The organism is Chelatococcus sp. HY11, from assembly GCF_018398335.1.
In the GTDB taxonomy this organism is placed as follows: domain Bacteria; phylum Pseudomonadota; class Alphaproteobacteria; order Rhizobiales; family Beijerinckiaceae; genus Chelatococcus.
Map to the genome: position 1 here is coordinate 2,085,909 of NZ_JAHBRX010000001.1, position 24,287 is coordinate 2,110,195.

The following is a 24,287-nucleotide window of genomic DNA, read 5'->3' on the forward strand; positions in this document are numbered from 1 at the left end:
GCGATCAGCATGACGATTTTGGCGGGTGGGGGCAAGGCGCCGTGCTGTCGCTCCCGCCCCTTTTGTCATCACATGTTGGGGTAATTAGGGCCACCACCGCCTTCCGGCGGAACCCAGGTGATGTTCTGCGCCGGATCCTTGATGTCGCAGGTTTTGCAGTGCACGCAGTTCTGCGCGTTGATCACGAAACGGGGGTCCTTGCGGTTCGCCTCGTCGTCATAGACCACCTCGTAGACACCCGCCGGGCAATAGAGCCGCGCCGGCTCGCCATAGAGCGGCAGGTTAGAGTTCACGGGAATGTTCGGGTCCGTCAGCCGGAGGTGAACGGGCTGGTCTTCCACATGGTTGGTGTTCGACAGGAACACCGACGACAGCTTGTCGAACGACACGACCCCGTCGGGCCGCGGATAGGTAATCGGCTTGACCTGGTCGATCGGCTTCAGGGTGGCGTAGTCGGGCTTGCCATGCTTCAGCGTGCCAAAAGCCGAGAACCCGAAGAGCTCGTTCGTCCACATGTCGAGGCCGCCGAGCGCCACGCCCATCATCGTGCCGAAGCGCGACCACAATGGCTTGACGTTGCGCACGCGCTTGAGATCCCGCCCGATGGCCGATGCCCGCCAGCCGTTCTCATAGCCCGAGAGCTCGTCACCCCGGCGTCCGTCGACCAGCGCGGCGAACGCCTCATCAGCGGCCTGGATGCCGGAGAGCACGGCGTTATGGCTGCCCTTGATACGTGGAACGTTGACGAAGCCCCCGGCGCAACCGATGAGCGCTCCGCCTTTGAACGTGAGCTTCGGCACCGATTGCCAGCCGCCCTCGGTGATGGCGCGTGAACCATAGGCGATGCGCTTGCCTCCCTCGAACACCTCGCGGATGAAGGGGTGCGTCTTGAAGCGCTGGAACTCATCGAAAGGCGACAGCGTCGGGTTCTGATAGTTGAGATGCACCACGAAGCCGACGGTCACGAAATGATCGTCGAAATGGTAGAGGAAGGAACCTCCGCCGGTGCTGTTGTCGAGCGGCCAGCCGAAGGAATGCTGAACGAGGCCGGGCTGGAAGCGCTCCGGCTTCACCTGCCACAATTCCTTCAAGCCGATGCCGAACTTCTGCGGATCGCACCCCTCATCGAGGCCGAAACGCTTCAGGAGCTGTTTCGTGAGGCTGCCACGCGCGCCTTCGGCGAAGAGGGTGTAACGCCCCCTCAGCTCCATGCCGCGCGTGTAGTCCGCCTTGGGCTCACCCTCACGGCTGACGCCCATGTCGCCGGTGGCGATACCGGTGACCTCGCCGTTTTCCCCGTACAGGATCTCGGTCGCGGCGAATCCCGGATAGATCTCGACGCCAAGCGCTTCCGCCTGGGCCGCGAGATAACGCGCCACATTCCCAAGCGAACCGACGAAATTGCCGTGATTGTCCATCAGCCGCGGCATGGCGAAATTCGGAAGCCGCACGCCACCGGCCGGGCCGAGATAATAGAACTTGTCGGCCGTGACCTCAGTGGTCAGCGGCCGTTCCGGATCCTCGCGCCAATCGGGCAGCAGCCTGTCGAGACCGATGGGGTCGATCACGGCGCCCGACAGGATATGGGCGCCGACCTCCGAACCTTTCTCCACGACGACGACGGAAACCTCATGGCCTTTCTCGGCCGCGAGCTGCTTCAAACGAATGGCTGCCGCCAATCCCGCCGGGCCAGCGCCGACGATGACGACGTCGTAGTCCATTCCCTCGCGCTCGGGCAGCTCCATGCGTCCGTTCCTCGCTCTTCGTTGCAGATGTGGTTCCTCGACCCCATGCTGCTTAGCTATTTCAAATGGTATCCCGCATCGCCCTCTCTAACGGGCAGCTTTCGACGGAACAACAAATTACTTCAATCACTTGAAGCATGACCTCATGAGGAAAACCGATAAGATCGACTTACCATGGCCCCGACAGGTGTCACCATGGCATTCGCAACACGTCCTCACGCGAGAACTTGCATAGTTTCGAGTCTTTCAAAAGCAGGACGGACAGGCTTAGTGCGAAGGGGGAGCTCATCGCCACCAACTGCGACGGAATGCCTCACGCCGTTGGTCTCTCGGAAAGGGGGCGTTCGCAACGGAGCGCCATCTCGCGGAGATGGTTTCATCGCGAATATGGCTTCTTGGCCATTCACGGGCGCCGACGTATCATGCGGCATGACCTTCGACACCTACGATGCCAGGGCGCTTGAAGCGCTGCTCGACTTTTATGTCGAGGCCGGCATCGATTTCGCGCTCGACGAGGAACCGCACGACCGGTTCGCGGATACGGCTGCCGAGGCGGCAGCACGGGCTGAACACCGCGCCCGAGTGAGCGACGATGACCGCCCGCCCCTGCCCGAGCGCGCCGCCCCATCGCGAGAGCAGACGGAGCTCCCGCGCGCCGCGGCGGTGCCCGCTTTCCCGCAGGGCACGGAAACGGCGGATGAAGCTGCTCTTTCAGCGAGAAGCGAGGCCCGCAGCGCGCGCACCATGGATGAGCTGCGCGATCGCCTCGCCGCGTTCGAGGCCTGCGCGCTCAAGCGCACGGCAAAATCCCTGGTCTTCGCGGATGGCAATCCCTCGGCGCGTGTCATGCTGGTCGGCGAAGCGCCCGGCCGCGACGAAGACCTCCAGGGCCTGCCCTTCGTCGGGCGCTCCGGCCAGCTTCTGGACCGCATGCTGGCGGCCATCGGGCTCAACCGGGAAAGCGTCTATATCGCCAATATCGTGCCCTGGCGGCCGCCGGGAAACCGCACGCCGACACCCCAGGAAGCCGCCATCTGCCGGCCGTTCATCGAGCGGCAGATCGAACTCTGCGATCCGGACATTCTCGTTTGCCTCGGTGGCCCCTCGGCCCAGGCGCTGCTCGGCATCAAAGAGGGTATCCTGCGCAGCCGGGGCAAGTGGGTGGAATACCACACAGGCACGCGCGCGATCCGCGCGCTCGCGACCCTGCATCCCGCCTATCTGCTGCGCCAGCCGCTGCAGAAGAAGCTTGCCTGGCGGGATCTACGCGCGTTGCGCCATACGCTCGACTCGCTGAAACGGCCTGAAACCTCCCAGCAGTCCTGACTGGCGAGTGGGACTTGAGGCGGGAGCTATGGGGGAGCCTTGGGGCAATCACCCCGCGCGTCGCTGCAAGCCGGCGGATAGCCGGTGTATCCTGGAAGCGTCCGCAAAGCCTTGTTCGATGGCGCCACGCGGTACGATCATTCCGCTGGTCAAAGCGCGCCGCCCCTTGAGCCGGCTCACCAGGCCGCCGGCCAGCCCCCATATCCCGCTGGCCTCGTCACGAAACAGCGCGGAGCCATCATTCCGCGCGGAACGGGTGAAATGATCCGCGGCGGCAATCCAGTTCGGCCCCGGTACCTCACCCGCCGACAACAGAAGGAACCAGGGACCTCTGACGGAACCAACCCCAGCCCGCCATGGGTTATCTGCCGAAGCACCGCCGCCGTCCCAGGTCACATAAGCCGCGCCCGCGGCCTCGGCGAGGTCTTGGGCATCCGAATCAGCGCCACCATCCACGACCACGGCGTCCCGCAGAACGCCTTCGGCCACACCGGGAACGAGCGCGGCCAGCGTGAAGGCCAACGCCTCCACATGACCCCGGGCGCGAATCACCGCTGAAATCATCTCAGCGGCCACCGGAAACAGGGAGCGCCCGTTCGCGCCGTCCCAAAACGCACACGGCCTCGCTTGCAATGTTCACTATTTGTTCCCATAATCGAAGCCATGGATTGAAGCCACCGAGGGATCATCATGGCTCAGCGAGCCTTGATCAAGGGCCTTTCATCGACTGCATCGGCGCGCGTCCAGTCACCGCTGCCGGAGGAATTGGCGGCACGGGCCAAGCGCGCATCGCGCAAGCCGCGCGTGGTGCCGCGCGAGCCGACACCGGAGGAAGTCGAGCGTCGCGACCCGGCGTTCAGCGCCCTGCCCGGCCAGCACGACCAGGCCATCGAGGGCGAACGCCGACGTGGGCGCGGCGCCGTGACGAACCCCGCCGCGCGCTACGAGCCCATCCAGCGCGAGGATGTGGACGACGGCTGGGGCACGATCGATGAACTGCCGCCCTTCAAGACCGAGGTCGGCATCGAGAAGGCACGGCGCATCATCACGCGCAACAATTCGCCGGATATCTCCTTTGACCGATCCATCAATCCCTATCGCGGCTGCGAGCATGGTTGCGTCTACTGCTTCGCGCGGCCTACCCACGCCTATATGGGTCTGTCACCCGGCCTCGATTTCGAATCGAAGCTCTTCGCGAAGCCTGAAGCGGCCGTCCTCCTGAAGCGGGAACTCGCGGCGACGGGTTACCAGCCTCAGACACTGGCCATCGGCACCAACACGGATCCCTATCAGCCGATCGAGCGACAGTACGGGATCATGCGGAATATCCTGGAGGTGCTGGCCGAGACGAATCATCCGGTCGGCATCGTCACGAAATCGGCCCTCGTCACCCGGGATATCGACATCCTCGCGCCGATGGCGGCGAAGGGCCTCGCCAAGGTCGCGATCTCCGTCACGACGCTCGATGCCAAACTGGCCCGCAGCATGGAACCGCGCGCCGCGACGCCCTCGAAAAGGCTGGAGACGATAGAGCGCCTGGCGGCCGCCGGGATCCCGGTCACGGTTCTCGTCGCGCCCATCATCCCCGCCATCAACGAGGCTGAAATCGAGACGATCCTGGAGCGCACCCATGCCGCTGGCGCCCGCGAGGCCGGGTATGTGCTGTTGCGCCTGCCCCTCGAGATCAAGGACATCGTCAGTGACTGGCTCATCGCCAACCATCCGGGCAAGGCGCGCCACGTACTGTCGCTCATCAGATCAACGCGCAACGGCAAGGACTACGACGCGCGCTGGGGCGAGCGCATGGTCGGCAACGGTCCCTATGCCTGGATGATCGGACGACGTTTCGAGATCGCCGCGGCCAGGATCGGCTTCAATAAGCAGCGCAGGCGGCTGCGGACAGATCTGTTCACGCCGCCGAAACCGGCAACCGAGCAACTCAGTTTGTTCTGATCGAAGCGCTGTCCAGAGAGGAACAGGAGAGGTTCATGACGACATCGCCGACACCACTCGCTCCGAAAGTGAATCTGATCACGCTCGGGGTCAGCGACATCGCGCGCAGCACAACTTTCTATCAGCGGCTGGGCTGGCGCAGGTCGGAAGAGGCGAGCACGCAGGATGTGAGCTTCTTCGCGCTCGACAATCTGGTCCTTGCCGTATGGTCCCGGGACCGGCTGGCGGAGGACGCAGGGCTCGCGCCAACGCCGCCGGGTTTCGGCGGCTTCACGCTTGCCCAGAACCTCCCCAGCGAGAGGGATGTGGATCTGGCCGTCGAGAACGCGGTCGCGGCTGGCGGCCGCCTCCTGAAGAAGCCCGCGAAGACGTTCTGGGGCGGCTATTCCGGCTATTTCGCCGATCCCGACGGTCATCCCTGGGAGATCGCCTATAATCCCTATTTCCCGCTTGATGAAAACGGGCTGGTTGCCTTGCCGGCGTGATGCGCGGGCCCGCCACTTTTGTTGGGTCTGAGGCTTTTTGACGACTATGAAGCTTCTCCGTGGCGCTGGCGGGAATCTCGCCAGTGCCGATGATTGACAGGGTGTCGTGTCCCCATATTCTCAGCCCCTCGCATGTGGGGATGATGGCAATGCCGGCTGTAACGCAGCATATGATTGGTCGTGGCGATGGCGCGGCCGTTGAACTTTTCGTAGCCCGCAACGCGGATGTGGCGCCCAAAGGCGCGATACTGTTTGTTCACGGCAACCAGGGCGGGACGCTTCTGGGTGGAAAGGAGGCGGTCGATGACGGATCTCTGCTCCGGTTTGCCTCTCGCCTGGGCGTCACGTCCGCCGCGGTCTCGCAGCCAGGCTTCGGCGCATCCGAGGGCCCTGCGGATTTCTGCGGTCCGAACACGCAGCAAGCAATCGTTGCGGCCCTGAGCTACCTCAAAGAACAACCTTCGGTCGATCCTTCGCGCGTCGTCGTTTACGGCAACAGTCGCGGCGCGGTTGCGTCAGCGATGGTCGCCGCTCAAGTGCCTGATCTTCGCGCCATTATACTCTCCGGCGGTGTCTATGATCTGCGAGAAGCGTACCATAACAGTTCGCGAGGTTTGCAGCAGGCTATGGAGATAGAGGCAGGTCTTTCCAGCAATGCTTTCCTCGATCGCTCTGCTCTCCATCATGCGCATAGAATCCACGCCGAGACAGTGCTGTTGCACGGCAGGTACGATGACCGTGCGCCGGTTGATCAGGCTGAGAGGTTTTCGGCAGCCCTCACGGAGGCGGGAAGACCGGTGAGCCTGCACATCTTCGAATGCGGCCATCGCATCCCGCGTGAACAGGCCACGCCGGTCCTGCGGGACGTTCTCACGAGGATATTCGCGTCCACCGTCACCTACCACTGAATCATTGGCCGTATTCGGTTGATGCGGGAAGTCTGCATGGAGCGCCGAAATCGAGACCGCGACTTTTTAGGGCTTGAGAATAGGGGCGTAGCGCGCACCATGGCGGCATGAAACGTCCGCGCCGCTCCGATTCGCCCGCTGTTCCCGCCCCAGCCTCCGACAGCATCGCCCTGCCGCTCGTCATGCCGGTCGGGCCGACATATGATCGCGAGTTGCGGCTTAAGGCGCGCGGGCTTTGGCCTGTCGCCGGCGTCGACGAGGTCGGTCGGGGACCGCTGGCGGGGCCTGTGGTGGTTGCCGCCGTCATTCTTGATCCCGACCGCATTCCCGACGGCCTGGCGGATTCGAAGATACTGGATGCGGCCGAGCGCGAGCGCCTGCACGACATCATCGTCACGACGAGCCATGTCGGCATCGCCAGCGTCTCCGCAGGCGGCATCGATGCCATGAACATTCGTCAGGCGACGCTGAGCGCCATGTCGCGCGCGCTGGCCGCGCTGCCCATCGCGCCGATGGTGGCGCTGGTCGATGGCATTGATCGTCCCCCGGCGCCCTGCGAGGTGGAAGCTGTCGTCAAAGGCGATGCCAATGTCGTTTCCATCGCCGCCGCAGCGATCGTCGCCAAGGTCACGCGGGATCGCATGATGAAGCGGCTATGCGGCCGTTATCCGGCCTATGGGTTCTCCCGCCATAAGGGATACGGGACGGTCGAGCATCGCGCCGCCATCGCGGCGCACGGCCCCTGTCCCTTCCATCGCATGAGCTTCGCGCCGCTCAAAGTCTCACTGGGCGCCGAGGCTGATGCTTCGCCGGTCGCCGCGCTGGCGGTGTAACGCACGCTTGGTCAGAGCGTGCTGGGTTCGGATGGAAACCCGCCGTCATTCCGGGGCCTCGCATCAGCGAGGAGCCCGGAATTTACGGACATGAGACATGACGAGAAGACGCGTGGGACTGCGTCGCCCTCTTGGTTCACCGTCTTGCTCATGGGTTCCGGGCTCGGGCCTTTCGGCCCGCCCCGAATGACAATGTGGGTCCGTATTACAGTCGGCGTGCCCCCTATTGCATCCGCCGGCCATCACCAAAAGAAAAGCCCCCGGACATCATCCGGAGGCTTGCGGATCAAAAGCGCGTCAGAGCTTGGCGAGCAGCGCCTCGGCGCCGGAAACCTCGGCCTTGCTGGCCGTTTCCTCGACATTGAGCTGCTCGACGACACCGTCGTTCACCACCATCGAATAGCGCTGGGAGCGGGTGCCGAGGCCGAAGCCCTTGCCATCGAAAGCAAGCCCGATGGCGGTCGCGAATTCCGCGCTGCCGTCCGAGAGAAACTCGATGGTGCCTTCGGCGCCGGTCGCCTTCGCCCAGGCGCCCATCACGAACACGTCGTTCACCGCGGTGACGAGGATCGCATCGATACCCTTGGCCCTGATTTCGGAGGCCTTGGCCAGGAAGCCGGGGAGATGGTTGTTGTTGCAAGTGGGCGTGAAGGCGCCCGGCACGGCAAACAGCACAACCCGCCGCCCCTTGAAAAGGTCATCCGTGGTCTTGGCCGCCGGGCCATCCGACGTGGGGATGCGGAAGGTCACCTGGGGTAGCGGATCACCGACTTTGATGGCCATGCGATGGAACTCCTGATCATGAACACCCTGGCGGGCGTAAAACGGCGGCCCCATCAGAACGCGGGACCCGGCACGCGCGAAACGCGCCGGACCATCAGTTACCGCGCAATGGCGCTGACGTCGAGGTCGGAGACCACCTCGATGGACCGGCCCCCGACCACCAGGGTCAGCAACAAGGGAATCTTGGTGGCGGAGATGTGTTTCGGCTTGTCGCTCAATGGCACGCTGAAGCGAAACTCGCCGCCCTCCAGCGCCTCGCGCTCCGGCCTGCCGAAGAGCCAGCCATCCGGCCCTTCCACGAAGAGATTGCCTTCCACCGGGCTGCCTTCCTGCTGCGGAATGCGCGCCTTGACGACCAGGGCTTTGACCGGGCCCTCGACGGCGGCGATGGCGATGCCGTCCACCGCCTCGCCAAGCCCGACACGGCGTGGAATGTTACCGGCGAAGGGGTCCGCCAAAGGCAGCGACACGGCCTCGCTGGCCGCGGGCAGACGGAGGCTCGCCTCTGCCTTCGCCGGAATACAGATGTCCTTGCAAACGGCGTAGTCGAGGTTGAGCTTCAGAACGACCGGCTTGTCCTTGTCCTGCGCCACCACCGAAACGGGAAAGCGGGCACGGCCCCCATAACCGATGGCATAACCGCTGCCGTCGAAGAACCATTTCGGTGCCGGCCATTTGATGGTCACGGCGCCGAGGTTCTCGGACTTCGACCAATCGAACGTGGGCGGAACCCCCGAATCACCCGGTGTGCGCCAGTAGGTCTTGTACCCGGGCTGCAGGGCGATATCGACGATCACCTCGCGATTGGGGCTGTCTGGCGGAATCGCCACGGGGTCCAGCCTGACCGTGGAATGCATGGGGGCCTTGGCGACCGGACGCCAGACCGCATCCTGCGCCATCGCATTTGCCAGAAGGCCTATCCAGACGATTGAGGCAGACGCCAGAGGGGCAAACCTGCTCATATGTCGCTCACAATCCTTTGCATGCCAACGGCCACCTCAGCCAAGGTCCCCTCCCCGGCCCCAGCATGACCCAAGCCATGCCACCGAATGCGAACTCCGCCTTATCGATACGGGCAAACGCGATATCCCCGAAATTCTGTATAGCCGGGATTCTCCGGATACGAGCCAATTCTCTGTGAAGGCTAGAAACTCGATCGATGCGAAAAGCGTTGAAAAGCGTACCTATGGTCGTAGCATAGGCGAAAAGGACCCCTTGATGCGATCTGTGCAGCCAACGAACGACGACATGGGCGGCTATCTCGACGGGCAGCTGCTCATCGCCATGCCCGGAATGAGCGACGAGCGTTTCGCGCGGAGCGTGATCTATGTCTGCGCGCATTCCGAGGAAGGCGCCATGGGCATCATCGTGAACCGCCCCGCCCCGGACCTGAGCTTTCCCGACGTGCTGGTGCAGCTTGACATCATCCCCCCTGAGGACGTGATCCGGCTGCCGACCCGTGCGGAACATATCCAGGTTCTGCGTGGCGGACCCGTTGAGACGGGACGTGGGTTCGTGCTGCATTCCGATGACTTCTTCATCGACAACTCAACGTTGTCGATCGACGATGGCATCTGCCTAACGGCGACTGTCGACATTTTGAAGGCAATCGCACGCGGCGAGGGGCCATCGAGCGCCATGCTCGCGCTCGGCTATTCCGGCTGGTCTCCTGGTCAGCTCGAAAGCGAGATACAGGCCAACGGCTGGCTGAATGGTCCGGCGGACCTCGATCTTCTGTTCGGAGCGTCCATAGAAAGCCGATACGACCTTGCCTTGCGCAGTCTGGGCATCGAACCCGGCATGCTCTCCGGCCAGGCCGGGCACGCGTAGCGGCCAGCAGGCCCGAAGGCCTCCAGCCATTGGTTTCAAGACCGACGGCTATGAGAGTGAACGCCGCCTCGAACCGCCTCAGGCGGCTTCGGGCGCCGCACCCACCAGGCGGCGCGCGTCATGGGCTGTCATCGGCTCGCCGAAGGCAAAACCCTGAGCATATTCGCAGCCGAGCTGCGCGAGCTCGACCGCATCGGACTCGTTCTCCGCGCCCTCCGCGACCACTTCCATGCCGAGATCATGGGCGAGCGAGATGATCGCGCGCAGAATGACGGGACGTGTTCCGTTGCCGAGTTGGCGCACGAAGGACTGGTCGATCTTGATGGTGTCGAAGGGGAAGCGCTGGAGGTAGGACAGCGCGGAATAGCCTGTCCCGAAATCGTCGAGGGAGAGCCCTGCCCCGAGATCACGGATGCGCGACATCATCTGCGCGGCATATTCCGGGTTCTCCATGACCAGGCTTTCGGTGAGCTCGAGCTTGAGCGAGCCCGGCTCCACCGGCGTGCGGGCAAGCACCGTCTTCACGTCATGCAGGAGGTCGTGCCGCAGCAACTGGCGGCTGGAGATATTGACGCTGGCGAAGATCGGCGGATGCACTTCGAGGGCGCGTTGCCAGACGGAGAGTTCGCGCGCCGTGCACTCCAGCGCGAAGGCGCCGAGTTCCGCGATCAGCCCGCTTTCTTCCGCAATGGGGATGAAGTCGTGCGGCATCAGCCGGCCCTGGCGCGGATGGTCCCATCGCAGAAGGGTCTCGAAGCCCGCGATCGTCCGATCCTCCAGCCGGACGATCGGCTGGAAATAGACTTTCATCTCACCACGCTCGAGCGCCCGGCGCAGGTCGCTCTCGATGGCCAGCTTGTCCGTGCCCTGCCCGCGCATGCCGGGCCGGAACACCTCGATCCGATCCCCACCTTGACGCTTGGCGTGGATCATCGCGATCTCGGCGTTGCGCAGCATCTCCTCGCCCTTCACGTCGTCCTGCGAGTCGTGCAGGGCGATGCCGATGGAAGCCGTCAGGAAGATCTCGCGCTCGGCGAAGGTGACAGGTGTCGTCACCGCGCGCCGGATCATATCGGCGAAGGCGATGATGCGGTCGGACTCGCGTTCCGACACCAGGATCAGGGCAAGCTCGTCACCCGAGATCCGCGCGAGACTGTCCTGAGGCCGAAGCAGCCGTCCAAGGCGGCGCGACAGCGTCAACAGGATGGCATCTCCCGCCGAAAGACCGACGGATTCGTTGACCGCCTTGAAGCGATCGATATCGACGACGATGACCGTCGGGCGGATGATTCCGCCACGGCGGCTCAGCACGAGCGCGCTGTCGAGCCGGTCGTGGAACAGTTCACGGTTCGGGAGGCCCGTGAGATTGTCGTGCACCGCGTCGTGCAGCAACCGCTCCTCGGCGTTGCGATGCTCGGTGACATCGCTCAGCGTGCCGACGACGCGGATCACCTCGTTGTCGCTGCCGACCACCGGTCGGGCTTTCAGATTGAACCAGAAATACTGCCCGTTCGCGGCCCGCAGCCGGAAATCGAGCGCGATGCGACCGCGCTTCTGCTCCAGAACGGCATCGAGCGTCGCCCGGTAGCGGTCGGCATCGAAGGGGTGGATGATGTCGAGCCAAGCCGAGGCCGGCCCCTCCAGACTGCCGCGGCGCAGCGACAGAAGCTGCTCGACCTCGTTGCTCACGAAGATGCGGTCGGCGGACACGTCCCAATCGAAGACGATGTCGCCGGATCCCGCGATCGCCAGCGCCTTTCGCTCACTGTCGCTGACGAGGCCCTGCGCGAGAGCGCCGCCGGCAAAGGCATGCTGCATGACCGTGAAGCCGATGAGCAGGACGATGAGGACGAGGCCGCCGATGAGCGCTGGCGGCACCAGATCCCGCGACAGCTCGCCGAGAACCGTGAAGCTCGTGGCGGCGACCCAGACCAGCAGCAGCAACCAAGCCGGGATGAGCATCACCGCGCGGTCATAGCCATGGCTCGCGAGATGGACCACCAGCGCGAAACCGACAGCGGCGATGGCCGCGATCGATATGCGCGCGACACCGGCGGCGATCGGCGCATCGAAGACCGCCAGGCCGACGAGGGCACCGAGAAAGAGCAGCCAGAACAGCGTGACGTGGCTGTAGCGGACGTGCCAGCGACTGAGATTGAGATAGGCGAAAAGGAAGACGAGGAGCGTCGCCGCGAGCACCGCCTCCGCCGCAGCGCGGTAGATGCGCTCCGTCGCCGCCGCGATCGGAAAGATCTGCTGGAAAAAGCCGAAATCGATGCAGGCATAAGCCAGAACGGCCCACGCGAGCGCCGCGGCCGCCGGGAAGATCACCGCGCCCTTCACCACGAAGACGACCGTCAGGAACAGCGCGAGCAGGCCGGCGATGCCAATGATGATGCCCTTGTAGAGGGTTAGCCCGTTGACCTTGTGCTTGTAGGCCTCCGGTTCCCACAGATAGAGCTGCGGCAGGTTGGACGTGTTGAGTTCGGCGACGAAGGTCACCGTGGTGCCGGGATCGAGCGTGACCGTGAAGATGTCCGCGTCGGAGCTGTCCTCCCGCTCCGGCCGGATGCCCTGGCTCGCGGTGATGGCGGCGATGCGCGAGGAACCGAGATCCGGCCAGACGACGCCCGAGCCGACGAGGCGGTAGTGCGGCGCCACCAGGAGCCTGTCGATCTGCTCGTCGGTGTCGTTGGTAAGCGCGAAGACGATCCAGTCCGGCCGCGTGCCGCCCTCGCGCGCCTTCACCGCAATGCGGCGCACGATGCCGTCTGGCCCCGGCGCCGTCGAAATCTGGATAAGGTCGCCCTCGGACTTGTAGTGCTCGACGACGGGAGTCAGATCGACCGCCGCCGCATCGAGCGTCACCCTGACAGCCTCCACAGCGCTGGCGGGCGACGCTGCCAAAGCGAGCCACAAGCTGCAGACAATGAGGGTGAGAACGCGGATCACACGCAACGCAGAACTCTCATGCGGATAGGCGCCCGGCTCATATTTCACTCGTACCCGTGCAGCCAAGCCTACGCAAGGCGAACCGACGCGCCATCCCCATTTTGTCGAGAAGCGGCCGGGTTCAGAGGACGAGGTCATCTTTGAGACAGGCGAAGAGAAGATGATCTTGCCATACACCGGCGATACACAGATATCGCCGCGCATAGCCCTCCCGCTGAAAACCGGCTTTTTCAAGAAGCCCGATCGACGCCATGTTGCTCGGCAGGCACGCGGCCTCGACCCGCTGCAGTCCCAGATCGATGAAGGCAAAGCGGAGTGCGGCCTTAACTCCCCGCAGCATATAGCCTTTTCGGGCATGACGCATGCCCACCCAATAACCGAGCGTGCAGGCCTGCGCGACGCCGCGACGCACCAAGCCCAAGGTCAAGCCGCCGAGGAGCGCGTCGTCCCCCTCTCGGAACAAGGGGAAGGGATAGGCGACATCCCGGCGCAGGTCATCCTGGTAGCGCCGCACGCGCCGACGAAAGGCGGCCTTCGTCAGGTCGTCCGGTGGCCAGATCGGCTCCCATGGCTCCAGGAAGGCCCGGCTCTCCTCACGCAGCGCCGCCCAGGCCGCGTGGTCCGACATCTGCGGAACTCGGAGATAGACCCCGTCGCCTCTGATCGCCGGTGGCGGTTCGTGGATCGGCGCAAAGCGGAAGATCACCATCACCTCTCTCCAAGCGAACCGTCGGCAGCCGCGGCGGGGAACAGCCGTTCTGCTATTCTCCCCAGCGGTGGCAGCCCCTCAAGCGCGCCGATTGCCGCCAGGATCGGGGACGAGGCCGTGAGAGCGGTGGCCGCCTTGCGCACATCCGCCGCCGTGACCGCCTCAAGCCGGGAGACGACCTCGGCGCTGGGGATGACGCGATCAAGTGCGATGAGCTGCCGGGCAATCTGCTCGACGCGGCTCGCCGGTGACTCGAGCGCGGTGAAATGGGCGACGCGAAGCTGGGCCTTGGCCCGCGCGATCTCCACCTCGGTGGCGTTGTCGGTGGCCTCGCGCAGACAATCGAGCGCGACGGGCATCAGCTCCGCCAGATCCTCCGGGGCAGTCGCCGCCGACAGGCCGAACACGCCCGCATCCGCGAAGGACCAATGGAAGGCCTCCACCGCATAGGCAAGGCCACGCGCCTCCCGCACCTCCTGGAACAGGCGCGACGACATGCCCCCGCCGAGGAGATTGGCGAAGACCTGCAGCGGATAGAACGCCTCGTCGAGAAAGGATGCGCCGGCGAAGCCGATGAGCAGGTGCACTTGCTCGAGATCGCGATCGAGCCGGACCTCCGTGCCGCCCCGATACTGCGCGGGCGCGGGCGCCGCAGCGCGGCCGGGCGGCAGGGCGGCGAACAGCCGTTCGACGGAAGCGACGATGGCCTCATGGTCAACGGCGCCCGCCGCCGCGACGACCATCCGGCCGGCGCGATATTCGCGCGTCAGAAAGCGCTTTACCGCATCAGGATCGAAACTGGCGACCGTCGCCGGCGTGCCAAGGATTGGCCGGCCGAGCGGCTGGCCGGTGAAAGCGCCCTCCAGGAACAGATCATTGATGAGATCGTCAGGGGTATCCTCGACGGCCCCGATCTCCTGGAGAATGACCGCTTTCTCACGTTCGAGCTCGGCGGCGTCGATCACGGAATCGATGATGATGTCGGCGAGGATGTCGAGCGCGAGGTCGACATCACCCGCCATGACACGCGCGGTATAGGCGGTGTGCTCGATGCCTGTCTCGGCGTTGAGGTCGCCGCCGACCGCCTCGATCGCCTCGGCGATGGCGCGCGCGGAGCGTCGGCGCGTGCCCTTGAAGGCCATGTGCTCCAGCAGATGGGACAGGCCATGCTCGCTCGCCCCTTCATGTCGCGAGCCCGTGCCGACCCACACCCCGACCGCCGCTGTCGCCACATGCGGAAAGTGCTCGGTCGCGACCCTGAGCCCGCTGGCGAGGGTCGTGACACGGACGTTGGTATCGATCTGCGGCGGGGAGCGCAGGCTCATGCGTCGCTCACTGCAGGGCTCGCGCGCGATCGCGAATGAAGGCCTCGATGGCGGATGCATCATTTGCCACGACGGTGAAATGCTCGCGCCCACCAAGGAGATCGGCCAGGTGCTCGGGAAGCGGCGGACGAACGCCAGAAGCCCGCTCCACGGCATCCGGGAACTTGGCAGGATGGGCCGTCGACAGCGCCACCATGGGCACCGAGGGATCCGTGGGCTGCACACGCCGCGCGGCCGCGAGCGCGACCGCCGTATGCGGATCGGTGAGGTAGCCCGTCGTCTTCCATGTCCGCGCGATCTCTGCGCTGGTCTCCTCCTCCGACACCGCCTCGGCGCCGAACTCCGATCGGATGGCGGCAAGCGGCCGGTCGCCGATGGTGAACGAGCCAGCCTGCGCGAGATGCGCCATCAGGCGGCGCACCTCAGCCGCATCGCGCCCGCAGGCGTCGTACAGGAGGCGTTCGAAATTGGACGACACCTGGATATCCATGGACGGCGAGGATGTCGGCTTGACGCCCGTTACCGTGTAGCTGCCCGTTGCCAGCGTGCGCGCCAGAATGTCATTGGCATTGGTGGCTATGGTGAAACCGGCGATCGGCAATCCCATGCGCTTGGCGGCATAGCCGGCGAACACATCGCCGAAATTCCCCGTCGGCACGCTGAAGGCGACCGGACGGTGCGGCGCGCCGAGGCTGACGCCCGCCGTGAAGTAATAGACCGTCTGGGCGACGATGCGCGCCCAGTTGATGGAATTGACCCCCGAGAGCTTCAATGCGTCCCGGAAAGCGTGGTTGTTGAAGAGCCCCTTCAGGATCGCCTGGCAATCATCGAACGTGCCCTCCACGGCGATGGCGTGGACATTCGGCGCATCGACCGTGGTCATCTGTCGCCGCTGGACCTCGGATACGCGCCCGTGCGGGTAGAGGATGAACACGTCAACCCGATCGAGCCCGCGGAAGGCCTCGATCGCGGCCGAACCGGTGTCGCCGGAGGTCGCTCCCACGATGGTCGCGCGTTCGCCGCGTGCCTTCAGCACGTGGTCCATCATGCGGCCGAGGAGCTGCATGGCCACGTCCTTGAAGGCGAGTGTCGGGCCGTGGAACAGCTCCAGCACGAAGAGGTTGTCATCGAGCTGCACAAGCGGGCAGACGGCCGGGTGTCGGAACGTGGCATAGGCGTCGTTGATCATGCCCGCCAGAACGTCGTCCGGCATGTCTCCGTCCGTCAGGCGGCCGACAACCGTCGCTGCAATATCCTCATAGGTGCGACCCGCGAAACCCGCGATCTCTTGCCCCGACAGGGCCGGCCAGTTCTCAGGTACATAAAGGCCGCCGTCACGCGCGAGGCCGGCAAGCAAGGCTTCCGTGAAACCGATGACGGGTGCTTCGCCCCGGGTCGACACATGCAGCAAAATCCGTCTCCTCGAACACTCGCCGGACACTACGCCCGTGTCATTCGTGAGACAAGAAAGTCTTACGTTTCAGCGATCTCCGCGAGGTCGTTCACGGCGATCACCCGGGCTATCGGCGCCGCAGCGCCCACGCGAGGAACACGGCGACGAGCGTGGCCGCCAGGCCAAACCAGGTCAGCGCATATTCGAGATGGCGGTTCGGGAAGGTGAGGACTGTCAGTCCCCCGCGCGGCCAGGCCGGCCCGCCTTCCACCAACGCCTCATCGATGAGGAACGGCGCGACACGCTCCAGCCCGAGGGAGGCGCCGATGCGAACGGGGTCCCGCGTGAACCAGTCCCCCTGTGTAGGATCATCCCGCGAGGGTCGGTCCTCCGGCACGAACCACCCCTGCTCCTGTGGCGCGCGCAGGAGGCCGGTGACGGCAACCGGGACCGTGGCGGCGTTCGCGTCGAGTTGCACACTGTCGCGCAATTCCCGTGGGACGAAGCCGCGATTGACAATGACAACGCCACCATCCGCAAGCGCGAGCGGCGTCAGCACCATATAGCCGAGCGTTGCGCCACCCTTGGGGCGCAGCTCCGCGTTCGCTGTCACATAAACGGTCTTGTCGTTGAGGAAGCGGCCCTCGGCCCTGACCGGCCGATATTCATCCTGCGCCGCCGACCAGCCAGCCCAGGCCGATTCCGGCGGCAATGCGACCGGCGCGTCATGGATGCGCGCGCTGATCCGGCTGATCAGCTCTTCCTTCCATTGAAGACGCTCCACCTGCCAGAAGCCAAGTCCGAGCAGGATGGCAAGTGCGACCAGGGTGCACAGGCCGGGAACAAGCAGTTGCCGGAAACGGCTCATCAGCGCTCCAACCGTCCTTCCTCAGCCTTGTTATGGTATTGAAGCGCCACCATCACGCCCTTGAACGGACGCAACAGGCCGAGGCACACGATGAGCGCGACCGGCAGGGTGGTGAAAAGATGCACCCACCATGGCGGCTCGTAGGACACCTCCAGCCAGAGCGCCAGACCGCAGACGATGAAACCGCCGATCAGCATGATGAATACGGCCGGGCCGTCGGCGGAGTCGGCGAAGCTGTAGTCAAGCCCGCAGGCTTCACACCGGGGCTTCAGCGCGATGAAGCCATTGAACAGCTTCCCCTGGCCGCAGCGCGGGCAACATCCGGCAAGACCCGTCGCAATCGGCGACTGCGGAGGATAGTCCTGATCGCTCATGACGTGCTTCCTTCGTGATGGTCCATTGTCCCTCGCGATGGTCCCTGCGCGGCCCTGAATGCGGCAAAGGCGCGGCCCGCGAGGCGGCCGCGCCTTTGCCAATGACTGACCCGCCCGCCACGCGGTACCGGATCAGAACCGGCCCGGCTGTGCTTCTATCGCCTCAGACTTGGGAACTCCGCGCCATCCCGAGGCGAACAAGACCCCCGACGAAGGGCCAGGCGTACTGTCCGATTCAAGACCCTCGCCGCCGGTCAATGGCTCGGGCCAGCACCCCAGACATAGATCGCCGCGAACAGGAAAAGCCACACGACGTCGACGAAATGCCAGTACCAGGCCGCGAACTCGAAGCCGAGATGCTGCTGCGGCGTGAAATGGCCGAGGTACATCCGGTAAAGGCAGACCGCCAGGAAGATCGTGCCGATGATGACGTGGAAGCCGTGGAAGCCGGTCGCCATGAAGAAGGTGGCGCCATAGATGTTCCCGGAGAAGCCGAACGCCGCGTGGCTGTACTCGACCGCCTGGACAAAGCTGAAGAGAAGCCCGAGCGCCACCGTGAGCCACAGCGCCTGCTTCACGCCATCCCGATCCCCATGGATCATGGCATGGTGCGCCCAGGTCACGGTCGTGCCCGACGTCAGCAGGATGAGCGTGTTGAAGAGCGGCAAATGCCAGGGATCGAAGGTCTCGATGCCCTTCGGCGGCCAGACACCTCCCGTGAATTCCGCACGGGCAAACTGAATCGCCTCGTGGGGGAACAGGCTCGCGTCGAAATAGGCCCAGAACCAGGCAACGAAGAACATCACCTCCGAGGCGATGAACATCATCATCCCGTAACGGTGATGCAGCTGCACCACGCGCGTGTGGTCACCGGTGTTGGCCTCATGGACGACGTCCGTCCACCACGAGAGCATCGTGTAGAGTACGGCGATAAGCCCGAAACCGAAGACCAGCGGTCCGGCGTGCAGGCCGCCCACCGCCATGTTCTTCATCCACATCACGGCGCCCACAGCCATGATGAAAGCGCCGAAGGAGCCGATGAAAGGCCACGGGCTCGGGTTGACCAAGTGATAATCGTGATGCTTGGCGTGCGCCTCAGCCATGACCTAGATCTCCGGTGCCTCGTTCGAGCGTGGGGCCGGCGCCCTCACAGTTGTGACTTGTCGTTACCCTTACCCTTGTCGCCCTCGGCGTTGGCCAGCGGAGCGCCATCCTTGGAAGGGAACATGGTGTAAGACAGCGTGATCGTGGACAGATCGCGCAGATTGCGGTCCTTGGCGAGGGCGGGGTCGACATAAAAGACGACCGGAGCCTCGATGACCTCACCCGGCTGCAAAGTCTGCTCCGTAAAGCAGAAGCACTGGATTTTCACGAAATAGGCGCCCGCGAGATCCGGCTGAACATTGAAGCTCGCGATGCCCGTCGTGGGGCGGGTCGAGGTATTGGCGATCTTGTAGAAGACGGTCTTCGTCTCGCCGAGCTTGACGTCGACGGTGCGGACCTCCGGCTTGAATTGCCAGGAGACGCCCTGCGACGTGTTCGCGTCGAAACGGACGGACATGCCGCGGTCACTCACGGTATCGGCTGGCCCGGTTCCCACACGGGGCGTGCCGCCGAAGCCGGTGACGCGACAAAAAAGGTCATAAAGAGGAACGGCCGCAAACGACAGACCCGTCATCACAGCCACCACGCCGCAGCAGACGACGGCGGTCCGCCGCGCCGCACGCTGGGCCGCAACGCGACGCGCCTCTTTTTCCTCTGGCGTGTATGCGAGTACCGGCGCTGTGGTGCTGGGATCGGCGGGCGTGGTCATCAGCGTCCTCCCTCCATCACAGCGGCCGGTTCATGACGTTGGAACCGAGGCGCGCGAGCGTCATGACGTAGAACAGGATCACGAGCGCGCCGAGCGTCAGGGCGATGGCGATATTGCGGGTCCGCCGACGGCGCAACTCGGCCGGGCTCAGCACAATGCCGTCGTCTTCCTTGCTCGCCTTGCCAGCCAGACGTTTCGAGGCGGACGGCGTCTGCTTCGAGCCATTCTTTGCCGCGGACTTGGTATTGGCAGGCTTGGTATTGGCAGGCTTGGTATCTGCAGGCTTGGCACCGGCGCTCATGACAGGCTCCCCGCCACCCACTGCCAGAGCTCGACGACACGCGGGAGGTCCAGGCTCGCACGCCCACCAAGGCCGAACAGGTGCTCGACCAGAAGCGTTGCAAACAGAAGAAAGAGATAGACAATCGAGAAGGCGAACAGCTGATAGGCTGCGCGCGTGGCGACCGGTTCGACGCGATGCCGGTAAACCCGCCAGGCCAGCACGAACATGGCCGCGCCGCTGATCGCGGCGATCACCGCATAGACCGCGCCACCGAAGCCGAGGATGAAGGGCAGCATGCCGCAGGGCACGAGTATGAGCGTATACAGGAGGATCTGGAAACGCGTCGCATCCGGGCCAGCCACATTCGGCAGCATCGGGATCCCAGCCCGCGCGTAGTCCTCGGACTTCACCAGCGCGAGCGCCCAGAAATGCGGCGGCGTCCAGAGGAAGATGATGAGGAACAGCGCCAGCCCATCCAGGCTGACCTGCCCCGTGACGACCGCCTCACCGATCATCGGCGGGAATGCGCCCGCGGCCCCGCCGATCACGATGTTCTGGGGGGTCGAGCGCTTCAGCCACATCGAATAGACGACGGCGTAGAAGAAGATCGTGAAAGCGAGGAAGGCGGCGGCGAACCAGTTCGAGGCGAGCCCCAGCACGACCACCGAACCGCCCGCCAGCATCATCCCGAAGGATAGCGCTTCGCCCGGCATGATGCGTCCTGCCGGGATCGGCCGGTCGCGGGTCCGCGACATCACGGCGTCGATATCGGCGTCCCACCACATGTTGAGGCAACCGGACGCGCCGGCGCCGATTGCGATCGCCAGGATGGACACGAAACCGAGTACGGGATTGACGTGGCCAGGCGTCACGATCAGGCCGACCAGGGCCGTGAAGACGACAAGAGACATGACCCGCGGCTTGAGCAGGCTGACGAAATCACGGATCTCGCCCGTCGACATCGTCGAGAGCGCCGCACCATGCGTATCGCCTGAAACTGCAGCGCCACCGGCCTTCACGAACTCGTCCCTCACAACTGCCATATTGCCAAACCCGAGGGCCGGCACAGGCCGGCCCTGAGACCTCATCTTGTTTCAACGGTGCCGACTGCCCGGGCAGTCGGCGGGACCTTATCACACAGTGGGCATGCGGCGGCGAGTCCTCCCCGCCGCGCGTCCCATTTCGCTCAGTGGCTCGACCCCGTGATACGAGGCAAGGTCTCGAACTGATGGAAGGGAGGCGGCGACGACAGCGTCCATTCCAGCGTCGTCGCACCCTCGCCCCACGGATTATCCGCCGCGCGTTCCTTGCGGGCGAAGGCAACGAACACGCCATAGAAGAAGACGAGAAGGCTGAATGCGAAGATGTAGGAGCCAATCGACGCCACATAATGCCAACCCGCATAAGCGTTGGGATAGTCGACATAGTGGCGCGGCATGCCGGCGAGACCGAGGAAATGCATCGGGAAGAACAGGACGTTCGCGCCGATGAAGGCGAGCCAGAAGTGGAGCTTGCCGATCCAGTCCGGGCAGATGTAGCCCGTCATCTTCGGGAACCAGTAGTACCAGCTCGCGAAGATGCCGAAGACAGCGCCGAGCGACAGCACGTAGTGGAAATGCGCGACCACGTAGTAGGTGTTGTGCAGCTCGCGATCGATGCCGGCGTTGGCCAGCACGACGCCGGTGACGCCGCCGACCGTGAACAGGAACACGAAGCCGATGGCCCAGATCATCGGAGCGGTGAAGCGGATCGAACCGCCCCACATCGTCGCGATCCACGAGAAGATCTTGATACCCGTCGGCACCGCGATGACCATCGTCGCGAACACGAAGTAGCGCTGCGTGTCGAGCGACAGGCCAACCGTATACATGTGGTGCGCCCACACGATGAAACCGACGACGCCGATCGCCACCATGGCATAGGCCATGCCGAGATAGCCGAAGATTGGCTTGCGGGCGAAGGTCGAGATGATGTGGCTGATCGCGCCGAAGGCCGGCAGGATCATGATGTACACTTCCGGATGCCCGAAGAACCAGAACAGATGCTGGTACAGCACGGGATCACCACCTCCCGACGGATCGAAGAAGGTTGTCCCGAAGTTGCGGTCTGTCAGCAGCATGGTGATGGCGCCAGCGAGAACCGGCAGCGAGAGAAGCAGCAGGAACGCCGTCACCAGCACGGCCCAGGCGAAGAGCGGCATCTTGTGCAGCGTCATGCCCGGCGCGCGCATGTTGAGAATGGTGGTGATGAAATTGATAGCGCCGAGGATCGACGATGCGCCGGCCAGATGGAGAGCCAGGATGCCGAAATCAAGCGCCGGCCCGGGATGCCCCGAAACGGACAGCGGCGGATAGACCGTCCAGCCGCCGCCGAAGCCCGCCGTGCCCGGCGCGCCCTCCACGAACAGCGAGATCACAAGCAGGCTGAAGCCGGCTACCGTGAGCCAGTACGAAATGTTGTTCATGCGCGGGAAGGCCATGTCCGGCGCGCCGATCATGATCGGGACGAACCAGTTGCCGAACCCGCCGATCAACGCCGGCATGACCACGAAGAACACCATGATCAGGCCGTGGCCCGTAACCACGACGTTGTAGGCCTGACCGTTGGCAAATATCTGCAGCCCGGGCTCCTGCAGCTCGATACGCATCAGGATCGACAGGAACCCACCAATGATCCCACCGCCGAGAGCGAAGAGCAGGTAAAGCGTGCCGATGTCCTTGTGGTTGGTGGATAGCACCCACCGCCGCCATCCCGTTGGGTAGGCATGACCGTCGTGCGCCTGCGCCGCCGTCGAAGCCATTGAGCTTACTCCGTCCATCTTCTAGGGGGCGCCTCCCTTGGGGGCGCTCAGTCTCTCTTATTCCGCGCTCAGTACTTCAGTCCGCGAAGCCACCGCCAGGGGGGCCTTGCCGGTCGAAGCGAATTTCTGCTTCGCCTCCGTCAGCCACGCAGCGTACTGCTGCTCGCTGACGATGCGAATCGCGATCGGCATGAAGGCGTGGTTCTGGCCGCAGATCAGCGAGCACTGGCCATAGAAAATACCTTCCTTCTCGGCCTTGAACCACGTCTCGTTGAGGCGGCCGGGGATGGCGTCGATCTTGAGGCCGAATGAGGGCATCGCGAAGGCGTGGATCACATCAGCGGCAGTCACCTGGACGCGGACGGTCTTGCCGACAGGCAGAACGACCTCGTTGTCCACCGCGAGGAGACGCGGCTGGCCGTTGGCATCCATGTTGGAATCAAAGCTGAAGCCGCCGTTCTGATCCTCAGGATATTCATAGGACCAGTACCACTGATGGCCAGTCGCCTTGATGGTGATATCGGCCGGCGGCGTCACCAGCTGGAGGCGCAGCAGCCGGAAGGACGGCACCGCGATGACGACGAGAATGAGCACGGGGATAATGGTCCAGGCCACTTCCAGCAGCGCGTTGTGCGTCGTCTTCGATGGAACGGGGTTGCGCTTCTCGTTGAAGCGGTAGCCCACGTAAATGATCAGGCCGAGCACGAACAGAACGATGATGCTGATGATCCACAGCAACCCGTCGTGGAACCAGTGCATGAAATCGGCGACTTCGGTGACGGGAACCTGCAGCCCCATCTGCCACGGAGATGGCTGGCCGACACCCGCAAAGGCCGCTCCCGACTGCACGACAAGCGCAGCCGCAGCGGCTAGTGCGGCCAGGAACCGCAAACGAAAACTATCCATTCCCATCGGTCGTCCGAAGCTCCCATGGCCAGCGAAGCGTTGCACGCCGTCCCATCGGGCAAGGCCCCTTACGGCTCTTCCCCCATGAGCAGGCGTTACGCTTCTACGCCACCTACCTACTTGACCCAACTCAGAAATCACAAGAGCGCCTTCCGTGCAACGTCGTTCGGCGCGGCCATTCGTGCGGCATAAAAGCGCGAACATCGACAATGCTTGCAGACCTTAGTGTAGAACGCTTCAAAGCTTCACAAGCCTCTTCGCCATGCTCGCGTCACATTCCCCAGTGGTTGTGTTTCTTGACACCGCGCCAGCGGCGTGGTCGGAACACAGCACATGATTGCGGCTCCGGAGACACAGGCGATTCGCTCCGGAGGCGCGTTTTGGTCAGCTCAGCGCATCCCAGGGGGAACCGCTCCACATGCATCGCTGGAAAGCCCGCCTCATTCTGGCCAGTTTCGCGTTCCTCAGCTCTCTCCTCGGCATTGGTACGATGAATGCGGCGATGGCGCAGGGCGCGGTTCGCGGCAGCTATGGCGAATGGCAGATGCGCTGCGAGGTGCCACCCGGCGCCAAGAACGAGCAATGCGCCCTCGTCCAGAGCGTGGCCGCCGAAGACCGCCCGAATGTCACGCTGCTGGTCATCATCCTGAAGACCGCCGATAACAAAAGCCGGCTATTGCGCGTGGTCGCGCCGCTCGGTGTTCTGCTGCCCGCGGGGCTCGGCCTCAAGATCGACCAGACCGACGTCGGCCGCGCTGGTTTTGTCCGCTGCCTGACGACGGGGTGCGTCGCCGAGGTCGTCATGGACGACAATCTCACCAATCAGCTCCGAACCGGCAAGGCCGCGACCTTCATTGTCTTCCAGACGCCCGAAGAAGGCATCGGCATTCCGGTATCGCTGTCCGGCTTCGACAAAGGCCTGGAAAGCCTCCCCTGACGACGGCCGGCCGGGATAGCGGTGAGATCCGTTCCCGCCGCCGATCGCGTCTTTGAAGGGCTGG

Annotated in this window: 23 protein-coding genes; 7 read left to right on the plus strand and 16 right to left on the minus strand. The window is 64.2% G+C overall.

What is annotated here, in order from left to right; genetic code table 11:
- Nucleotides 1-68: 68 nt before the first annotated feature.
- The gene (locus tag KIO74_RS09590) at nucleotides 69-1,745 is read right to left on the minus strand and encodes an electron transfer flavoprotein-ubiquinone oxidoreductase (RefSeq protein ID WP_249730926.1); all 1,677 of its coding nucleotides are present in this window, start codon (nucleotides 1,743-1,745) and stop codon (nucleotides 69-71) included.
- A 387-nt stretch (nucleotides 1,746-2,132) separates the two neighbouring features.
- Here KIO74_RS09590 and KIO74_RS09595 point away from each other — a divergent pair, with 387 nt between their 5' ends.
- Nucleotides 2,133-3,071 carry a uracil-DNA glycosylase gene (locus KIO74_RS09595; protein ID WP_502762041.1) on the plus strand — a complete coding sequence of 313 codons (939 nt, stop codon included), beginning with the start codon at nucleotides 2,133-2,135 and terminating at the stop codon, nucleotides 3,069-3,071.
- Nucleotides 3,072-3,119: 48 nt separating this feature from the next.
- Here the strand turns inward: KIO74_RS09595 and KIO74_RS09600 are convergent, their stop codons facing one another.
- A complete protein-coding gene (locus KIO74_RS09600; RefSeq protein ID WP_213331785.1) occupies nucleotides 3,120-3,635 on the minus strand; it encodes a glycosyltransferase family 2 protein in 516 nt (171 codons plus the stop codon).
- A gap of 126 nt (nucleotides 3,636-3,761) precedes the next feature.
- Between KIO74_RS09600 and KIO74_RS09605 the strand changes: the two genes are divergently transcribed.
- The 4 genes from KIO74_RS09605 (at nucleotide 3,762) to rnhB (ending at nucleotide 7,250) form a co-directional block, all read left to right on the plus strand.
- Nucleotides 3,762-5,024: a PA0069 family radical SAM protein gene (locus tag KIO74_RS09605; protein WP_249730927.1), complete on the plus strand. Its 1,263-nt coding sequence runs from the start codon at nucleotides 3,762-3,764 to the stop codon at nucleotides 5,022-5,024.
- A gap of 35 nt (nucleotides 5,025-5,059) precedes the next feature.
- Nucleotides 5,060-5,509, plus strand: coding sequence for a VOC family protein (locus KIO74_RS09610; protein ID WP_213331786.1), 450 nt, complete (start codon nucleotides 5,060-5,062; stop codon nucleotides 5,507-5,509).
- 140 nt (nucleotides 5,510-5,649) lie between these two features.
- Entirely contained in the window at nucleotides 5,650-6,417 is a 768-nt protein-coding gene (locus KIO74_RS09615) for an alpha/beta hydrolase family protein (RefSeq protein ID WP_213334802.1), read from the plus strand.
- A gap of 107 nt (nucleotides 6,418-6,524) precedes the next feature.
- On the plus strand, nucleotides 6,525-7,250 hold the full coding sequence (gene rnhB / locus KIO74_RS09620) for a ribonuclease HII (RefSeq protein ID WP_213331787.1): 726 nt from the start codon (nucleotides 6,525-6,527) through the stop codon (nucleotides 7,248-7,250).
- Nucleotides 7,251-7,547: 297 nt separating this feature from the next.
- Here the strand turns inward: rnhB and KIO74_RS09625 are convergent, their stop codons facing one another.
- Nucleotides 7,548-8,033, minus strand: a complete 486-nt coding sequence (locus tag KIO74_RS09625; protein ID WP_213331788.1) for a peroxiredoxin — start codon at nucleotides 8,031-8,033, stop codon at nucleotides 7,548-7,550.
- 98 nt (nucleotides 8,034-8,131) lie between these two features.
- The gene (locus KIO74_RS09630; RefSeq protein WP_213331789.1) at nucleotides 8,132-8,995 is read right to left on the minus strand and encodes a protein-disulfide reductase DsbD domain-containing protein; all 864 of its coding nucleotides are present in this window, start codon (nucleotides 8,993-8,995) and stop codon (nucleotides 8,132-8,134) included.
- A gap of 256 nt (nucleotides 8,996-9,251) precedes the next feature.
- Between KIO74_RS09630 and KIO74_RS09635 the strand changes: the two genes are divergently transcribed.
- Nucleotides 9,252-9,863: a YqgE/AlgH family protein gene (locus tag KIO74_RS09635; protein ID WP_213331790.1), complete on the plus strand. Its 612-nt coding sequence runs from the start codon at nucleotides 9,252-9,254 to the stop codon at nucleotides 9,861-9,863.
- Between the two features lie 78 nt (nucleotides 9,864-9,941).
- Here KIO74_RS09635 and KIO74_RS09640 read toward each other — a convergent pair whose 3' ends face one another.
- From KIO74_RS09640 to coxB, 12 genes are all read right to left on the minus strand, one after another.
- Nucleotides 9,942-12,821: an EAL domain-containing protein gene (locus KIO74_RS09640; protein WP_249731241.1), complete on the minus strand. Its 2,880-nt coding sequence runs from the start codon at nucleotides 12,819-12,821 to the stop codon at nucleotides 9,942-9,944.
- 115 nt (nucleotides 12,822-12,936) lie between these two features.
- Complete coding sequence (locus KIO74_RS09645; protein ID WP_213331792.1) at nucleotides 12,937-13,524, minus strand: GNAT family N-acetyltransferase; 588 nt, start codon at nucleotides 13,522-13,524, stop codon at nucleotides 12,937-12,939.
- Nucleotides 13,524-14,849, minus strand: a complete 1,326-nt coding sequence (locus KIO74_RS09650; protein WP_213331793.1) for a M16 family metallopeptidase — start codon at nucleotides 14,847-14,849, stop codon at nucleotides 13,524-13,526. The genes KIO74_RS09645 and KIO74_RS09650 overlap by 1 nt, the downstream gene beginning before the upstream one ends.
- Before the next feature lie 7 nt (nucleotides 14,850-14,856).
- Entirely contained in the window at nucleotides 14,857-16,260 is a 1,404-nt protein-coding gene (thrC, locus tag KIO74_RS09655; protein WP_213331794.1) for a threonine synthase, read from the minus strand.
- 109 nt (nucleotides 16,261-16,369) lie between these two features.
- Nucleotides 16,370-17,110: an SURF1 family protein gene (locus KIO74_RS09660; protein ID WP_213331795.1), complete on the minus strand. Its 741-nt coding sequence runs from the start codon at nucleotides 17,108-17,110 to the stop codon at nucleotides 16,370-16,372.
- Complete coding sequence (locus KIO74_RS09665; RefSeq protein WP_213331796.1) at nucleotides 17,110-17,484, minus strand: DUF983 domain-containing protein; 375 nt, start codon at nucleotides 17,482-17,484, stop codon at nucleotides 17,110-17,112. Before KIO74_RS09665 ends, KIO74_RS09660 begins: the two co-directional genes overlap by 1 nt.
- 254 nt (nucleotides 17,485-17,738) lie before the next feature.
- Nucleotides 17,739-18,587 carry a cytochrome c oxidase subunit 3 gene (locus KIO74_RS09670; protein WP_213331797.1) on the minus strand — a complete coding sequence of 283 codons (849 nt, stop codon included), beginning with the start codon at nucleotides 18,585-18,587 and terminating at the stop codon, nucleotides 17,739-17,741.
- Between the two features lie 44 nt (nucleotides 18,588-18,631).
- Nucleotides 18,632-19,297 (minus strand): cytochrome c oxidase assembly protein, encoded by a 666-nt coding sequence (locus KIO74_RS09675; protein ID WP_213331798.1) that lies wholly within the window; start codon nucleotides 19,295-19,297, stop codon nucleotides 18,632-18,634.
- Between the two features lie 16 nt (nucleotides 19,298-19,313).
- Nucleotides 19,314-19,598, minus strand: a complete 285-nt coding sequence (locus tag KIO74_RS09680; protein ID WP_213336116.1) for a cytochrome c oxidase system small membrane protein — start codon at nucleotides 19,596-19,598, stop codon at nucleotides 19,314-19,316.
- Entirely contained in the window at nucleotides 19,595-20,623 is a 1,029-nt protein-coding gene (locus tag KIO74_RS09685) for a heme o synthase (protein ID WP_213331799.1), read from the minus strand. The genes KIO74_RS09680 and KIO74_RS09685 overlap by 4 nt, the downstream gene beginning before the upstream one ends.
- A gap of 143 nt (nucleotides 20,624-20,766) precedes the next feature.
- Nucleotides 20,767-22,380 (minus strand): cytochrome c oxidase subunit I, encoded by a 1,614-nt coding sequence (gene ctaD, locus KIO74_RS09690; RefSeq protein ID WP_213331800.1) that lies wholly within the window; start codon nucleotides 22,378-22,380, stop codon nucleotides 20,767-20,769.
- Between the two features lie 57 nt (nucleotides 22,381-22,437).
- Entirely contained in the window at nucleotides 22,438-23,286 is an 849-nt protein-coding gene (coxB, locus tag KIO74_RS09695) for a cytochrome c oxidase subunit II (RefSeq protein WP_249730928.1), read from the minus strand.
- Between the two features lie 418 nt (nucleotides 23,287-23,704).
- On the opposite strand from coxB, the gene KIO74_RS09700 reads away from it, so the two are divergent.
- A complete protein-coding gene (locus tag KIO74_RS09700) occupies nucleotides 23,705-24,223 on the plus strand; it encodes an invasion associated locus B family protein (RefSeq protein WP_213331802.1) in 519 nt (172 codons plus the stop codon).
- The last annotated feature ends 64 nt before the right edge of the window (nucleotides 24,224-24,287 follow it).

What these genes read in the sequence shown, in the direction of transcription:
- KIO74_RS09590 (WP_249730926.1), bottom strand. Translation starts at nt 1,745, where the DNA reads ATGGAGCTGCCCGAGCGCGAGGGAATGGACTACGACGTCGTCATCGTC.
- KIO74_RS09685 (WP_213331799.1), bottom strand. Translation starts at nt 20,623, where the DNA reads ATGGCAGTTGTGAGGGACGAGTTCGTGAAGGCCGGTGGCGCTGCAGTT.
- KIO74_RS09630 (WP_213331789.1), bottom strand. Translation starts at nt 8,995, where the DNA reads ATGAGCAGGTTTGCCCCTCTGGCGTCTGCCTCAATCGTCTGGATAGGC.
- rnhB (WP_213331787.1), top strand. Translation starts at nt 6,525, where the DNA reads ATGAAACGTCCGCGCCGCTCCGATTCGCCCGCTGTTCCCGCCCCAGCC.
- KIO74_RS09680 (WP_213336116.1), bottom strand. Translation starts at nt 19,598, where the DNA reads ATGAGCGCCGGTGCCAAGCCTGCAGATACCAAGCCTGCCAATACCAAG.
- KIO74_RS09635 (WP_213331790.1), top strand. Translation starts at nt 9,252, where the DNA reads ATGCGATCTGTGCAGCCAACGAACGACGACATGGGCGGCTATCTCGAC.
- ctaD (WP_213331800.1), bottom strand. Translation starts at nt 22,380, where the DNA reads ATGGCTTCGACGGCGGCGCAGGCGCACGACGGTCATGCCTACCCAACG.
- coxB (WP_249730928.1), bottom strand. Translation starts at nt 23,286, where the DNA reads ATGGATAGTTTTCGTTTGCGGTTCCTGGCCGCACTAGCCGCTGCGGCT.
- KIO74_RS09670 (WP_213331797.1), bottom strand. Translation starts at nt 18,587, where the DNA reads ATGGCTGAGGCGCACGCCAAGCATCACGATTATCACTTGGTCAACCCG.
- KIO74_RS09625 (WP_213331788.1), bottom strand. Translation starts at nt 8,033, where the DNA reads ATGGCCATCAAAGTCGGTGATCCGCTACCCCAGGTGACCTTCCGCATC.
- KIO74_RS09645 (WP_213331792.1), bottom strand. Translation starts at nt 13,524, where the DNA reads ATGGTGATCTTCCGCTTTGCGCCGATCCACGAACCGCCACCGGCGATC.
- KIO74_RS09605 (WP_249730927.1), top strand. Translation starts at nt 3,762, where the DNA reads ATGGCTCAGCGAGCCTTGATCAAGGGCCTTTCATCGACTGCATCGGCG.
- KIO74_RS09665 (WP_213331796.1), bottom strand. Translation starts at nt 17,484, where the DNA reads ATGAGCGATCAGGACTATCCTCCGCAGTCGCCGATTGCGACGGGTCTT.
- KIO74_RS09600 (WP_213331785.1), bottom strand. Translation starts at nt 3,635, where the DNA reads ATGATTTCAGCGGTGATTCGCGCCCGGGGTCATGTGGAGGCGTTGGCC.
- KIO74_RS09660 (WP_213331795.1), bottom strand. Translation starts at nt 17,110, where the DNA reads ATGAGCCGTTTCCGGCAACTGCTTGTTCCCGGCCTGTGCACCCTGGTC.
- KIO74_RS09700 (WP_213331802.1), top strand. Translation starts at nt 23,705, where the DNA reads ATGCATCGCTGGAAAGCCCGCCTCATTCTGGCCAGTTTCGCGTTCCTC.
- KIO74_RS09595 (WP_502762041.1), top strand. Translation starts at nt 2,133, where the DNA reads ATGGCTTCTTGGCCATTCACGGGCGCCGACGTATCATGCGGCATGACC.
- KIO74_RS09650 (WP_213331793.1), bottom strand. Translation starts at nt 14,849, where the DNA reads ATGAGCCTGCGCTCCCCGCCGCAGATCGATACCAACGTCCGTGTCACG.
- KIO74_RS09610 (WP_213331786.1), top strand. Translation starts at nt 5,060, where the DNA reads ATGACGACATCGCCGACACCACTCGCTCCGAAAGTGAATCTGATCACG.
- KIO74_RS09675 (WP_213331798.1), bottom strand. Translation starts at nt 19,297, where the DNA reads ATGACCACGCCCGCCGATCCCAGCACCACAGCGCCGGTACTCGCATAC.
- KIO74_RS09615 (WP_213334802.1), top strand. Translation starts at nt 5,650, where the DNA reads ATGATGGCAATGCCGGCTGTAACGCAGCATATGATTGGTCGTGGCGAT.